Source organism: Candidatus Dormiibacterota bacterium (genome assembly GCA_036495095.1).
Classification (GTDB): Bacteria; Chloroflexota; Dormibacteria; order Aeolococcales; family Aeolococcaceae; genus CF-96.
This window is the reverse complement of record DASXNK010000053.1, coordinates 1-13,702: the sequence shown is the minus strand read 5'-3', so window position 1 is coordinate 13,702 and position 13,702 is coordinate 1. Positions and strand designations below refer to the sequence as shown.

13 protein-coding genes are annotated in these 13,702 nt (G+C 75.9%); 7 read left to right on the top strand and 6 right to left on the bottom strand.

Features of this window, described 5'->3' with window-relative positions:
* Nucleotides 1-739 (bottom strand): alpha/beta hydrolase-fold protein (locus tag VGL20_05635; GenBank protein ID HEY2703153.1); only part of this gene is annotated, 739 nt, incomplete at its 3' end.
* Between the two features lie 272 nt (nucleotides 740-1,011).
* Here VGL20_05635 and VGL20_05630 point away from each other — a divergent pair.
* The 6 genes from VGL20_05630 (at nucleotide 1,012) to VGL20_05605 (ending at nucleotide 8,695) form a co-directional block, all read left to right on the top strand.
* On the top strand, nucleotides 1,012-1,536 hold the full coding sequence (locus VGL20_05630) for a hypothetical protein (protein HEY2703152.1): 525 nt from the start codon (nucleotides 1,012-1,014) through the stop codon (nucleotides 1,534-1,536).
* 110 nt (nucleotides 1,537-1,646) lie between these two features.
* On the top strand, nucleotides 1,647-3,539 hold the full coding sequence (locus tag VGL20_05625) for a copper resistance CopC family protein (protein ID HEY2703151.1): 1,893 nt from the start codon (nucleotides 1,647-1,649) through the stop codon (nucleotides 3,537-3,539).
* A gap of 51 nt (nucleotides 3,540-3,590) precedes the next feature.
* Nucleotides 3,591-5,216 carry a benzoate-CoA ligase family protein gene (locus tag VGL20_05620; protein HEY2703150.1) on the top strand — a complete coding sequence of 542 codons (1,626 nt, stop codon included), beginning with the start codon at nucleotides 3,591-3,593 and terminating at the stop codon, nucleotides 5,214-5,216.
* Nucleotides 5,217-5,261: 45 nt separating this feature from the next.
* Nucleotides 5,262-5,675, top strand: coding sequence for a RidA family protein (locus VGL20_05615; protein HEY2703149.1), 414 nt, complete (start codon nucleotides 5,262-5,264; stop codon nucleotides 5,673-5,675).
* The gene (locus VGL20_05610; GenBank protein ID HEY2703148.1) at nucleotides 5,675-7,963 is read left to right on the top strand and encodes a bifunctional salicylyl-CoA 5-hydroxylase/oxidoreductase; all 2,289 of its coding nucleotides are present in this window, start codon (nucleotides 5,675-5,677) and stop codon (nucleotides 7,961-7,963) included. The genes VGL20_05615 and VGL20_05610 overlap by 1 nt, the downstream gene beginning before the upstream one ends.
* Before the next feature lie 156 nt (nucleotides 7,964-8,119).
* Nucleotides 8,120-8,695, top strand: coding sequence for a hypothetical protein (locus tag VGL20_05605; GenBank protein HEY2703147.1), 576 nt, complete (start codon nucleotides 8,120-8,122; stop codon nucleotides 8,693-8,695).
* Here the strand turns inward: VGL20_05605 and VGL20_05600 are convergent.
* Nucleotides 8,685-9,230: a hypothetical protein gene (locus VGL20_05600; protein HEY2703146.1), complete on the bottom strand. Its 546-nt coding sequence runs from the start codon at nucleotides 9,228-9,230 to the stop codon at nucleotides 8,685-8,687. The two genes, VGL20_05605 and VGL20_05600, sit on opposite strands and share 11 nt — an antisense overlap.
* A gap of 210 nt (nucleotides 9,231-9,440) precedes the next feature.
* On the opposite strand from VGL20_05600, the gene VGL20_05595 reads away from it, so the two are divergent.
* The gene (locus VGL20_05595) at nucleotides 9,441-10,607 is read left to right on the top strand and encodes a hypothetical protein (protein HEY2703145.1); all 1,167 of its coding nucleotides are present in this window, start codon (nucleotides 9,441-9,443) and stop codon (nucleotides 10,605-10,607) included.
* Between the two features lie 320 nt (nucleotides 10,608-10,927).
* On the opposite strand, the gene VGL20_05590 is transcribed toward VGL20_05595, so the two are convergent.
* The 4 genes from VGL20_05590 to VGL20_05575 all read right to left on the bottom strand — a co-directional run.
* A complete protein-coding gene (locus VGL20_05590) occupies nucleotides 10,928-11,260 on the bottom strand; it encodes a helix-turn-helix domain-containing protein (protein ID HEY2703144.1) in 333 nt (110 codons plus the stop codon).
* Nucleotides 11,261-11,766: 506 nt separating this feature from the next.
* On the bottom strand, nucleotides 11,767-12,708 hold the full coding sequence (locus VGL20_05585) for a hypothetical protein (GenBank protein ID HEY2703143.1): 942 nt from the start codon (nucleotides 12,706-12,708) through the stop codon (nucleotides 11,767-11,769).
* Nucleotides 12,705-13,190 (bottom strand): sigma-70 family RNA polymerase sigma factor, encoded by a 486-nt coding sequence (locus VGL20_05580; GenBank protein ID HEY2703142.1) that lies wholly within the window; start codon nucleotides 13,188-13,190, stop codon nucleotides 12,705-12,707. The genes VGL20_05585 and VGL20_05580 overlap by 4 nt, the downstream gene beginning before the upstream one ends.
* A 167-nt stretch (nucleotides 13,191-13,357) precedes the next feature.
* Nucleotides 13,358-13,702, bottom strand: a 345-nt coding sequence (locus tag VGL20_05575) for a hypothetical protein (GenBank protein ID HEY2703141.1), incomplete at its 5' end; no start/stop codon positions are given.

Genomic DNA, 13,702 nt, shown 5'->3' with positions numbered 1-13,702 from the left:
GGGTCCGCGCCGTCGCCGGCAGCGCGGCGGCGGTGATCTCCGGGCTGTTGGCGGCGGCGGCGGCACCGAAGAGGTCGGCGGGGGCGGTGAACACTCCCGAGTAGCTCGCCGTCCAGCTGAACATGCCGGGATGGTGGATGGAGATGTTCACCGCGCCGAAGCCGCCGGCGCTGAGCCCGGCGATGCCCCGGTGGCCCGCGCCCATGGTGCGGTAGCGGGTGTCGACCGCGGGCACCAGCTGACCGGTCAGCCAGCTCTCGACGCTGTCGCCGATGGCGGTGTCGCCCCACCACGAGTCGTCCTCGACGACCCCCTGGCCGTCGGGGAAGACGGCGATCACCGGCATCAGCTGGCCGTGGAGATAGAGGTTGTCGAGAATGCTCGGCAGGCTCGAGCCCGCGCCCAGCCAGTCCGCCGCCGCGCCCGGCGAGCCGTGCAGGAAATAGACGACCGGGAACCGGGTGGCGGGGAGCGCCGGGTAGGCTCCGGGCACGTCGACGTAGACGGTGTGGCCGCCCACCGAGAGGGTCTCGACGTGGCCGGGGAGCGAGGTCGGGGGCGGCGGCGGGGTGGTGGTGACCGGGCCGCAGTCGCGGGCGGCGACCGCGGGCAGCACCGCCGGCACCGCGGCCGGGGCGGTGGCCGTCCGGGGCACCGCCGCTCCGCTGCCGTGGGCGCTCGCCACCTGGGTGAGCGCCCCGGCGACCATGCACGCGGATGCGAGGGCGCCGGCGATCACCCTGCGCCTCCGGCCGCCTGACGACATCACCCGCATCTCCTCCGTCCGATCGACGTGGGAACGACTGTCGCGGCAGTTTCTTGCAGGTCCCTGAGAGGTCGATCGCACCTCGACGACGCCGCGATGACGTTCCCGTCACCGCCGCGGGGGTCGAGGCGGCGGTGGCCGGGGCGGGTGGGAAGGGGCCGTGGCCGGTGCGGCGCCGACCTGGCGGCGCTCCACCAGTCGCGGCCGCCGCCGGCGAGCCATGCCCGGCAAAATACCCCGCCATCGTGCAGCCGCCATCCGGTCACGTCATCGCGCCCTCGGCGCTGCCCGCCTGGGCGCCCTGGCTCGCCGCCGCGGTGATGTACGGCGGCGCCCTCGCCCTCGCGATCTCGCGCCGCGGCCGCGGGGTGCTGGCGATCGCGGCGGCGCTGGGGCTGGGCGGCACCGTCGCCGCGCTCGCGCTCAGCCCCACCCTGCCGGCGCCCCCGGGCTACACCCTCGCGGTCGCGGTGCCCCCGGCGCGGCCGCTCACCAGCCCGGTCACGGTGACCGTCTGCGGGCGCATGCCCGACGGCTCGCCGGCCTCCGTTCCCGGCGCCGGCGACCTGCTCACGGTGTTCCTCGACGGCCGGCAGGTGCTGGAGACCCCGCGGTCACCGCTCGGCGTCGTGGCCGCGACCGGTGACCACGAGATCCGCGTCGAGGTGCTCGCCCCCGGCCACCGCCGGTTCCAGCCCCCCCTCGACGCCCGGCTGCGCGTGTCCGTGGAGGGCACCGGCCCGCTCGCCCCGGCGCCACCCTGCCCCTGAGTTGAGTCGGGAGACGGCGAGAACCCGGCGGGCGCGGTCGCCGGCCTTGCGGGGTGTCCGGGGGTGACATAGAGTGTCAAAGACACCGGCAGGAGCGGGGGAGGGACCGGATGCGGCGCAGGTGGCTGGTCCCCGTGGCCGCCTGCGGGCTCGCCCTCGTCCCCGTGTCCGCCGCCGCCCACGTCCACCTGGTCACCGCCACCCCGCCCTCGGGCACCTCGGCGCCGGCGCCGCCCGGCCGCATCGTCCTGAGCTTCGCCGAGGCCCTCGACCCGGCCCGCAGCTCGGCCGCCCTGGTGGGACCGGACGCGCATCCCACCCCCTGGCCGGCGACGGTCTCGGGCGGCACCCTGGCGGTGCAGCCCCCCGCGCTCCCCGCCGGCGCCTGGCTGCTGCGCTGGTCGGTGACCGTCGCCGACGGCGATCACGAGACCGGCGACTACCGCTTCACCGTGGCCTCCCCGCGTCCCGCCGCGGCCCCGGCCACCGGCCCCGGTGCCGGCGGCCCGCCCGGGCCGGTCGAGCGCGGCGGCCGGCTGCTCCTGCTCGGCCTCGGCGTGCCCCTGGCGGGCCTGCTGCTGCTCGGCGGCGCCGTCCTCACCGCCGACCCGGGGCGGCGGGCGTCCGCGGGCAGCCGGCTCGCCGGGCTGCGCTCCTGGCTCTGGGCGCTCGAGCTTCTCAGCCTCTGCGGCTTCGCGGCCGGGCTGGTCGTGGCCGGGGGCACCGGCATGCTGGCCGGCTCGGTGACCGGCCCCCCGCTGCTGGCTGCGATCGGCGTCACCGCCGCCCTCGGGGCGGCCGTCTTCGACGGCGGGGCGCTGCGCGCCGGCGAGGCCGCCTCGGTGCCGACCACGGTGCTGGGGAGGGCGCTCTCGATCGTCCTGCTCGCCGCGCTGGCGGCGCTCGTCGAGGCCCCGGGCGGCGACCTCGCCGGCACCGTCGCCGCAGTGCTCGCGCTCTCCGCCCTCGGCGCCGTCGCCGGCTCGGCGATCTCCGCCGTGGCCACCCCCGGCGCTCCCGCCCAGCGCCGCGCCGAGCTGCTCCGGCTGCTCCCCCGCGCCGTCGTGGGGCTGGCCCTGCTCGCCGCCGCCGCGGCGCTGCACCCCGACCCGATGACCGCGGGCGCGGCGGTGGCCGGGGGGATCGCGGCGGCGCTGCTCCTCCTCCGCGGCGGCGCCGGCACCGGGCTGCTGGGGCGGCCCACCCGCCCGGCGCCGGCGCTCCTCGCGGTCACCCTGGCGGGCGCGGTGGCGCCCCGCTTCGAGCGCGGTCGGGCACCGGCGGCGCCGCCGGAGCCGCCCCGGTCCGCCGGCCATCCCCTGCCCGCGGGCACGCCCCTCCACCGCCGCCTGAGCGGGCATTTCGTCGACCTCTCCCGGCTTCTCGAGACCCTGGGGTGGAGCGCCTTCACCGGCTACGTGCGGATCGAGGACGGTGCCGTCCTCGGCGTCCTCGTGCTCGTCGACGGGGTGGTGGCGGCCGCCCGCCTCGAGGGCGAGGAGAGCGCCACCGGCCCCGACGCGGTGCGCCTGCTCGGCCGCGGCGTCGCCCGCGGCCGTGCCCTCCTCGACGTCGTCGGGCTCGAGGCCGAGACCGCTCGCGCGGTCGTCGACCTGCTCTCCGCCCCCACCCTGTTCAGCGGGCTGCGGGCGCGCATGGTCAACCTCGAGGGCATCCTCGAGGACCTCTGCGAGTGCGGCCGCGACGGCACCGTGGTGGTGAGCTCGGCCGACGACACCGGGGTGATCCTGGTGCGCGGCGGCGGGGTCCACGGCGCCTACACCCGCCGGCTGCCGCGCCTCCACGAGACCCCGGCGGTGGTGACCGCGATCGCCGGCGACGAGGCCGCCCTGGTCGAGGTGCGGGTGGCCCCGCGGCGCCCCGAGGAGGTCGAGGCGGAGGCCGAGGTCGAGGTCGCGGCGGTGCCGGTCGCGTCGGTGGCGGACGAGGACGGGGGCCCGCTCTGGGACCGCTACCACGAGGCCGGCCGGCGGCGGGTGTGACAGTGGTGTCTCGGGGACGCGGGCCTCGTTCCCGCTCCCGACAATGGCGTCGTGGGCTCCGCACACATCGACCGCTTCACCGCCGACCGGCTGCCTCCGCGCGAGCAGTGGCCGGCGCTCCTGCTCGACCTCCCCGAGCTGCGCGGCCCGGAGGTGCTCAACTGCGGAGCGGAGCTGCTCGACGGCACCATCGCGCGCCTCGGCGGCGAGCGCCGCTGTCTGGTCACCGACACCGAGACCTGGAGCTACGCCGAGCTGCGCGCCCGCACCGACGCCATCGCCCATGTGCTCGCCGGCGAGCTGGGGGTGGTGCCCGGCAACCGGGTGCTGCTCCGTGGGGCCAACACCCCCTGGCTGGTGGCCTGCTGGCTCGCGGTGATGAAGGTGGGGGCGGTGGCGGTGAGCACCATGCCGCTGCTCCGCGCCGGCGAGCTGGCCACCGTCATCGAGCTGGCCCGGCCGGTGCTGGCGCTCTGCGACGCCCGCCTCCTCGAGGAGCTCGAGCTGGCCGCACCCGCGGGCCTGACGGTGGTGCCCTGCGGCGGCACCGACGCCGGCGACCTGGTGCGGCTCAGCGCCGGCCGGCCGGAGCGGTTCGCCGCGGTGCCGACCGCCGCCGACGACGTCTGCCTGATCGCGTTCACCTCGGGCACCACCGGGCGGCCCAAGGGCTGCATGCACGCCCACCGTGACGTTCTGGCCATCGCCGACACGTTCTCGCGGCACGTGGTGAGGCCCACCGCGGACGACCTCTTCGTCAGCAGCCCGCCGCTGGCCTTCACCTACGGGCTGGGCGGGATGGTGGTGTTCCCGATGCGCGCCGGGGCGGCGAGCCTGCTGCTGGAGCGGGCGACGCCGGAGCTGCTCGCCGCCGCCGTCGAGCGCCACCGCGCCACCGTCTGCTTCACCGCCCCCACCGCCTACCGGGCGATGCTGCGGCTGCCCCTCGCCGGCCTCGCCTCGCTGCGCCGCTGCGTCTCCGCGGGGGAGCCGCTGCCGGGCGCGGTGTGGGAGGCGTGGCGCGAGGCCACCGGGCTCCGGATCATCGACGGCATCGGCTCCACCGAGATGCTGCACATCTTCATCTCCGCGGCCGACGACGACATCCGTCCCGGCGCCACCGGCCGGGCGGTCCCCGGATACGAGGCGCGGGTGGTCGACGCCGACGGCGCCCCGGTGCCCGACGGCTGCGTCGGCCGGCTGGCGGTGCGGGGGCCCACCGGCTGCCGCTACCTCGACGACGATCGCCAGCGGGTCTACGTCCAGGACGGGTGGAACATCACCGGCGACGCCTACATCCGCGACGCCGACGGCTACTTCTGGTTCCAGGCCCGCGCCGACGACATGATCATCTCCTCCGGATACAACATCGCCGGCCCCGAGGTGGAGGAGGCGCTGCTGCGCCACCCCGACGTGCTCGAGGCGGCGGTGGTGGGTGTCCCCGACGCCGACCGCGGCAGCATCGTGAAGGCCCACGTGGTGCTCCGCGAGGGCGTCCCCCGCACCGCGGCGACCGCGTCCGAGCTGCAGGCCTTCGTGAAGCGGCTGATCGCCCCCTACAAGCACCCCCGGGCGGTGGAGTTCGTCGACGCCCTGCCCCGCACCGCCACCGGCAAGCTGCAGCGCTTCCGGCTGCGCCCGCCCGCCGGTGGCCCCGAGGTGGACCGGGCCGCCTGACCGCGGCGAACGCCGAGCCGCCCGGCCGGGGGTACAGTGGCCCCCATGACGCCCCACCGGCTGGTCGATCCCCCGGGGATGGCCCCCGCGGTCGGCTTCTCGCACGCGGTCGCGGCGGCGCCCGGCCGCACCGTCTGGATCGCCGGCCAGATCGCCGTGGACGGCCACGGCGCGGTGGTGGGGGAGAGCCTCGCCGAGCAGCTCGACGTCGCCCTGGCGAACGTGGTCACCGCCCTGCGTGCCGCCGGCGCCGAGCCCGAGCACGCCGTCTCGCTGCAGCTGTTCACCACCGCGATGGACGAGTACCGCCGCTCCCGCCGCGAGCTCGGCCCGGTGTACCGGCGCCACTTCGGCCGCCACTTCCCGGCGATGGCCCTGCTCGGCGTCACCGAGCTGGTCGAGCCCGGCGCGAAGGTCGAGGTGGTGGCCACCGCAGTGGTCCCCGACCCGGCCGGCTGATGGACATCGCCGTCGTCGGCGGGGGCCCGGGCGGGCTGCTGCTCGGCATCCTCGCGCGGCTGAGCGAGCCGCGGCACCGGGTCACCGTGCTCGAGCGCAACCTGCCCGACGACGCCTTCGGGTTCGGCGTCGTCTTCTCCGACGAGACCCTGGCCAACATCCGCTCCGCCGATCCGGTCAGCCTTGGCAGGATCGAGGCGGAGTTCCGCTCGTGGCCGGACATCGACATCGTGTACCGCGACCGGATCGTGCGCTCCGGCGGCCACGGCTTCGCCGCCATCGCCCGGCGCCGGCTGCTCGCCATCCTCGCCGCGCGGGCGGTCGAGCTCGGCGTCGAGGTGCGGTACCGCACCGAGGTGGACGACCTCGACGGGCTCTGCGCCGCCCACGACCTGGTGGTGGGTGCCGACGGCGCCGGCAGCCTGGTGCGCCGGCGGCGCGCCGCGGCGCTCGGCCCCTCGGTCGAGACCGGGCTGTCGAAGTACATCTGGCTGGGGACGCCGCTGCCCCTGGAGCGCTTCACCTTCGTGGTCGCCGAGACCGAGTGGGGGATGGTGCAGGCCCACGCCTACCCCTACGCCGAGGGGATGTCGTCGTTCATCGTCGAGACCGACCGCGCCACCTGGGAGCGGGCCGGCCTGGGGATGCACGACGGCGGCCTGCTCCGCCCCGGCGACAGCGACCCGGGGGCGCTGCGGTTCGCCGAGTCGGTGTTCGCCGAGCAGCTCGCCGGCCACCCGGTGCTGGGCAACAACTCGCGCTGGCTCGAGTTCGTCACCGTCGCCAACCGCCGCTGGCACGACGGCAACGCGGTGCTGCTCGGTGACGCCGCCCACACCGCCCACTTCTCGATCGGCTCCGGTACCAAGCTGGCGATGGAGGACGCCATCGCGCTGGCGGCCGCGCTCACCAGCCACCCCGACCTCGAGGCGGCACTCGCCGCCTACGAGACGGAGCGGCGCCCGGCGGTGGCGAGCACCCAGCGGGCGGCGCACACCAGCCGGGAGTGGTTCGAGGGCATCGCCCGCTACGCCGGCCTCGACCCCGAGCCCTTCGCCTTCCAGATGATGACCCGCTCGCAGCGCGTCACCCACGACAACCTGCGGCTGCGTGACGCCGGCTTCGTGCGCGGCACCACCGACTGGCTGTGGCGCAGCACCCCGGAGCACCTCCGCCCCGCCGACCCGGCCACGCCGCCGCTCTTCTATCCCCTCGAGCTCCGCGGGATGCGGCTGGAGAACCGGGTCGTGGTGTCGCCGATGGCCCAGTACTGCGCCGTCGACGGGGTTCCGGACGACTGGCACCTCGTCCACCTCGGCGCCCGCGCCGTCGGCGGCGCCGGGCTGGTGATGACGGAGATGACCTGCGTGTCGCCGCAGGGGCGGATCACCCCCGGCTGCACCGGCATGTGGAACGCGGTGCAGGAGCGGGCCTGGGCGCGCATCGTCGACTTCGTCCATGGCCACAGCCGGGCCCGCATCGGGCTCCAGCTCGGGCACTCGGGGCGCAAGGGCTCGACCCGGGTGGCCTGGGAGGGCCAGGACGAGCCCCTCGAGGAGGGCGGCTGGGAGCCGGTCGCGCCGTCGCCGCTGCCCTACCTGCCCCACAGCCCGCTGCCCCGGGAGATGACCCGCGCCGACATCGACGAGGTCCTCGCCGAGTTCGTCGCGGCGGCGCGCCGCGGCGAGGCGGCGGGGTTCGACCTGCTCGAGCTCCACTGCGCCCACGGCTACCTGCTCTCCAGCTTCCTCTCCCCGGTCACCAACCGGCGCCAGGACGGCTACGGGGGCTCGGCGGCGGGGCGGCGGCGGTTCCCCCTCGAGGTGGTCGAGGCGGTGCGGGCGGTCTGGCCCGCCGAGCGGCCGCTGTCGGTGCGCATCTCCGCCACCGACTGGGTCGACGGAGGCTTCGACGGGGACGACGCCGTCGAGCTCGCCGCCGCGCTGCGCGACCGCGGCGTCGACCTCGTCGACGTCTCCACCGGGCAGGTCGACCCGTCCGAGCGTCCCCGCCACGGCCGGCTCTGGCAGACGCCGTTCAGCGACCGCATCCGTCACGAGGTGGGCATCCCCACGATGGCGGTCGGCGGGATCGCCAGCGTCGACGACGCCAACACCATCCTCCTCGCCGGCCGGGCCGACCTGGTCGCCCTGGCCCGCCCCCACCTCGTCGACCCCTACTGGACGCTGAACGCGGCCATCGACCTCGGCCACGCCGCCCACCCCTGGCCCCCCCAGTACCTGTCCGGGCGCACCGCCCGGCGCCGCGACCAGCAGGGCGGCCGGTGACGGTCGCCGCCATCCCGGTGGCGTTTCTCACGCCGGGGTCACGACCCGTCCGCGTGCGCCCGGTGCGGTCGCGGCGGGGGTAGGGTTCGGCGGGTCGGGGAGGTGCGCCGCCTCCGCCGGACCGATCTGGTGTCGCGGGGCGGAGGAGACTGGGTGATGGGACGGAGGTTCATCGCGGTCGTGGCCGCGGGCGCGATCGCGGGCGCGAGCAGCGCACTCATCGCCCTCGCCGCGTTCGGCGACCACGCCTCCCTCGCGAGCGACCCGCAGCAGCCCTCGACGCTGCTCGAGTCCGCGAGCGGCAACGGTGCCGGCAGCCTCGCGACCGCTCCGGCATCGCCGGTGAGCGGCGACCCGGCCGCCCAGGGCGGCTCCGCGAGCTCGGTGGTCGGGCGCAGCCAGTCCGGCGGCGCCCTGGTGGTGCACGGCAACGTCACCGCGACACCGCCGCCGGTCGCCGGCGGTCACATCGCCATCGGGGGCACCACCTGGCCGCTGACCACCGCCCCCGAGAGCTCGCCCTCGGCGAGTCCCTCCGCAGCCGGCGTGGTGTCGGTGCCGACCCTCCCCGCGGTGTCGCTGGCGACGCCCACCGCGGCCCCGACCGTGGCCACCCCGGCCCCGGCCGCCGGCGGCGGAACGGTGACGGTTCAGGTGCCCCCGCTGCCCCTTCCCCTCCCCCTGCCGACCCTGCCGCCCGTGTGCGTGCTGGTGATCTGCCTCAAGCCCTGACCGAGCGGATCTGCCGGCCGCGCCGCCGGCGCCACCACGGTGGCGACGCGGGCGCGGGAGCGCCGCGCCCCGCCTCCCCGTCCTCCGGGGGGGCGGGAGCGGCCATGGCGAGGCGGCCCTCGACGGTGCGCACCGGCAGCCCCAGCGCCTGCGCGTGCAGCGCCTGACCCTGCTGCACCGCGCGGATCAGCTCGCGCTCGCGCTCCGACGAGCGGCCGCTCGAGTCGCGGTGGTGGGACAGCTCGGCGGTGAGCGACTGCAGCGCCGCCTCGAGGTCGGCGACCCGCGCCTCGCGCTCCTCGAGCATGTTGCGCAGGTGGACGGTCTCGATCACGAACGAGGGTTGTGGCTCCACCTGCGCACGCGGCGAGTGCACCACCGGGCGGGCGTCGGCGTAGTCGTCGGGCAGCTGGACGAGCAGGCAGCCGACCTCGTCGCGCGCCGAGAGCAGCTCACCCCGTTCGACCCGGCTGCGAACGGCGTCATCGCTGACCCCGAGGATGGCTGCGGCCTGGGTGACGCTGACGAGTGCCATGGTGCGGCTCCTGCGGCGACGTGTGCTGGGACGGTGTGGGAGGACTGCTGCGATGCTACGGCTCCCCGGCCTCCTTTATCCAGTGTCCACCCACCACAAGAACCCGTGCGTCCCCGTCGTTCACCCTTCGAACGGATCAAAGCGGCCAAACCTCTCAGCCGCTCAGCCTCTCAAGCATCCGGACATCTGAAGAGGGTTGGGGACCATCACATGAACGTCAGGCGTGCACTCACCACCGCGGCTCCGCTGGCCATCGCCGGGGCAATCGGACTTGGCGGCGGCATCGGCTCCGCGTCGGCTGCCGCCCTTCCCGTCCAGGTCCCGGGCCTGCAGCTGCCGCAGCTGCCGCTGGTCAACGGCCTCGGCCTGGGCTCGCTCACCTCGCCGCTGAGCACCGTCACCAGCACCGTCGACGGCGTGCTCGGGACCCTCGGCGTCAGGTCGGTGGTGCCCGCGCTCGGCGGCTCCTCCGCCACCACCCCGTCGAGCAACGCGGCCGCCAACGGCCTGAGCCTCGGCATCATCGACACCTGCGTGAGCTGCACCAGCGCCTCCGCGGGCTCGTCGTCGGCCGAGGCCGGCGCCCACGCCCTGCGCGTGCTCGGCAACGACCTCTCCGCGGGCCAGATCAGCGGCACCGGCGCCAACAGCGGCAGCCTGATCGCCCTTCCCGCCAACGGCCTCCTCGGCCTCGCCATCGCCGACTGGATGAACTCCGGCAGGGCGGGCAGCAACGCCTCCGACGCCCACTCGCGCAGCGCTCTCACCGACCTCTCCCTGGCCAACGGCCAGATCGCGACCGTCGCCGTCCTCGAGTCGCTGAGCAACGCCGCCTTCGGTGGCAGCTCGGCCCACGGTGATGCGGCCAACAACGGCGTGAACCTCTCGCTGCTGAACGGCGGCGTGGCCCTCATCCTCCTCCACTCCGACGTCGCCGCCGACGGCACCCAGACCGCCTACGTGGCGTCGCTGAACGGCCAGCAGCTGCTCGTCACCCACGGCAACAGCGGCGGCCTGCCGATCACCATTCCCGGCGTCGGCACCATCAACGTCCTCTCCTCCGGCGCGTCCGGCGGCGCCGCGGTCAGCACCATCGAGAACCTGCTCGGCGGCACCGGCCAGGCGGCCGGCGCTCTGACCGCCACCGGCGGCCCCGCCGCGGTGACCACCGGCTCCAACCCCGCGGGCAACGGCGGCGCGACCTCGACCGGCGCCCAGCAGCCCACCACCGGCGCGCTTCCCAGCGCCTCCGACAGCAGCGCTCCCACCCCCTTCACCGGCATCTCGCTCGGCATCGGCGGCTTCGCCCTGCTGGCGGGCGGCCTCGGCATCGTCGCCGCCAGCGCCCGTCGCCGCGAGCGCGTCGCGGTCATCTAGGAACCCTCTCCACAGGGGGCGGAGCCGCACCGCGGCTCCGCCCCCTTCTTTGTGTGCACCGGCCTACCTGCGCGTTCGCCAGGGCAGGGGCGCCATCGGAGATGCCCGGGTGATCTGACACGGTTGCGAGTTGCCCGGGTGAGAACAGCCGGCCATCTCCGCCGGTCTTCGATCGGCCGGGCATCGTCAACCCGCGGCGCCGGCTCGTGACCGCGCGCGGCGCGCCGTGGACCCCCATCCACGGCGCACCCGCGCCGGATTCCCGGATCCCCCGGCGGCCATCACCGCCTGCCGGTGACGGCCGATCCCCCCACGGGGCGTCAGGCTGGGCGCCGCTCCTGCTGGGAGGCGGCGACGAGGTCGAGCAGGTCGCGGACCCGCAGGCCGGTCCAGACGGGATCGGACAGCGGCGCGTCGAGGTGGACCTCGTACACGTTCCGCCGGCCACTCCGCCGCCTGGCGATGAACCCGGAGTTGACGAGGTCGCCGACGATCCGCTGGGCGGAGCGCTCGGTGATCCCCACGACGGCTGCGATGTCCCGCTCACGCGCCCCGGGCTGGGCGGCGATGTACAGGAGCACCAGGCCATGGTTGGTGAAGAGCGACGGGGTCGAGGGAGCCGACGGCTGCCTCGTCGCGATATCCAGGAGCATGGTCCCTCATTGACGACACGCAGTTCGGTACGACGCTTCCCAGGATACCGCCGGGATGGGTAAGACGGCCGTAAGAGTTCGGAAATCGCAAAACATCGCGGACGGGACACGTCCGGGCTCGATATGTACCGTGCATGGGTGATGGTCTGATACAAGAGGTGTCATCATGACCGGACCCGGCCCTGGTGCCGGGGCGAGGAGACACACCATGCATCGCCGTCCCGACAGCGTCCTGACCGATCTGCTGGAGGTGGCCACCTCGCCTCCCATCCCCGAGCCGCGTCCCATCCCCGAGCCCATCCCGGACCCCACCCCGGAGCCCAGCCAGCCCTCGCCGATGCCCAGCCCGTACCCGGAACCACCGATCGCGGGGGTGGGTCCCGGGACATCGTCACAGCCCGGGTATCGGGTTTGGTGATCGCATAGATACCCGCGTCAACCCAGGGCGCGGTATCGCTCCAACGCCCTGCGCCGCTCGGTGAGGTGGCCGGGCCGGGGCCGCCGGGTCAGGCGACGACGATCGTGACCGTGAAGTCGATCCGCTGCGGGGGCAGGCAGCGGGGGGTGGCGGTGGCGCAGGCGGGCACCCGGCTGGCCTGAATGCTCGCGCTGCCGTTCCTGCCGGTGGTGATGAACACCGCGGTCGCGCTGCCGTCGCTCCTGGCGCTGCCCGAGCTGTGCTTGACGACCGTCTCGTCGGTGCTGGATGGGACCGTCCAGTGCGAGGTGTCCTGAGGAGCGGCGAGATCGACCTCGACGGTGTCGCCCTGGTGGACGGTGATGGTCCGGCCGCTGTCCCTCTGGGTGAGCACCACCCGCGCGTGCGCCGGCGCCGTCGGGCTCGCGGAGATCCTCGATGGCGCGGTCGGGCTGGCGGTCGCGGGCGCGGTGGGCGCCGGCGCCGGGGTGCCGGACGGCGCGGCCGTCGGAGCCGGGGTCGCGGTGGCCGCCGTGGTGGGCTGGGGCGGAGCCGGCTGGGTGGTGGGCGCCGGCGCGGCCAGCGCGGTGTCGCCGGCGGGAACCGGGGGCGCGGTCGCCGCCGGGCCGGGCCGGGTGGGCGCCCCCCCGACGACCGCGGGTGCGGTGGCGACCGGAAGAACCACAGCGGCTGGCGGCGTGGCCTCGCCCGCGGTGGAGGAGATGGTGGCGGGGACGCCCGGGGTGGTGGTGGCCATCGCGACCGAGGGCCCCCGGGTCACCGGGGTGCCGGCGGGGTCGGGGCGGGTCGCGACCCCCACCGCGAGCAGGGTGCCGAAGGCGGCGGTGACGGCGAGGGTGAGCATCGCCCCGCCGAGGCGGCTCGGCGCCCGGGCCGGCCGGGGACGGCGGGCCCGGGCGCCGGCCGGGGCGGTGGCGATGCCGACCACCCGGTCGTGGGCCTGGCCGAGGCGCGGCGACAGCCGCCGTCCGATCGCCTCGAGGTCGCGGTCGAGGTCGGGCCCGGTCATCGCGACTCCTCCTCGTGCACGAACCCGCGGAAGCGGCGGCGCCCCATCAGCAGATGGGTGCGCACGGTGGCCTGCGAACGGCCGAGCAGGGTGGCCACCTCGGCCACCGGCCGTCCCTCCCAGCAGTGCAGGAGGATCGACGCCCGCTGCATCGGCGAGAGCCGCTCCAGCTGCCACTGCACCCAGAGGCGCTGGACGTCGTCGGGGATGGTGACCCGGTCGGCGCCGTCCAGGGCCGTCTCCCGCCGCCGCCTGCGCCACTGGTCGATGGCGATGCGGCTGGCCACCCGGGCCACCCACAGGTCGGGGCGGTCGAGCCGGCCCACCCGGCTCCAGCGCTGGTAGGCGCGGGCGAAGGCCTCCTGGGCGGCGTCCTCGGCCAGCCCCTCGTCGCCGGTGACGGCGGCGACCAGTCCCACCACGCGGTGATAGGCGTCGGTGAACACTGCCTCGAAGACGGCCTCGGCGGTCCCGGTGCTCATGCCTGCGACGGCTGCGCTGATCGACATGTCTGGTACACGCGCCACAAGGTGCTAACGGATGAGGTGGCTCCCGTACTGCGCGCCCGGGGCGGACGCAGGCCCGGAGCACCGGCCGGCGGGCGGGGTTGGTGCCGCCGCGCCGGTCCGGTGCCGGGTGGGGGGAGCTGCTAGGGGACGACCACGATGTGGACGATCCAGAGCCGGGTCAGCACCTTGCACATCGGTGCGCAGCGGGGGGCGTCGCTCGCGGTGAGGTCGGCCCTGCCGGTGCCGGTGGCGCGGAAGCGGCCGTGGGCGTCGCCGTTCGAGCTGCGGCCGGCGGCCGTCCGGGTGACGACCTTGGCGTCGGAGCTGGCGGGCGCGGACCAGACCCCGCCGCCGGAGAGGTGGACGGCGATGCGGGTGCCGGCGTGGACGGTGACGGTGCGGCCGCTGTCCTTCTCGGTGAGCGCCAGCGTCGCCCGCGGCGTGGGCGCCGGCCTCGCCGCCGCCCGGACCGGCCCCGCGGCCAC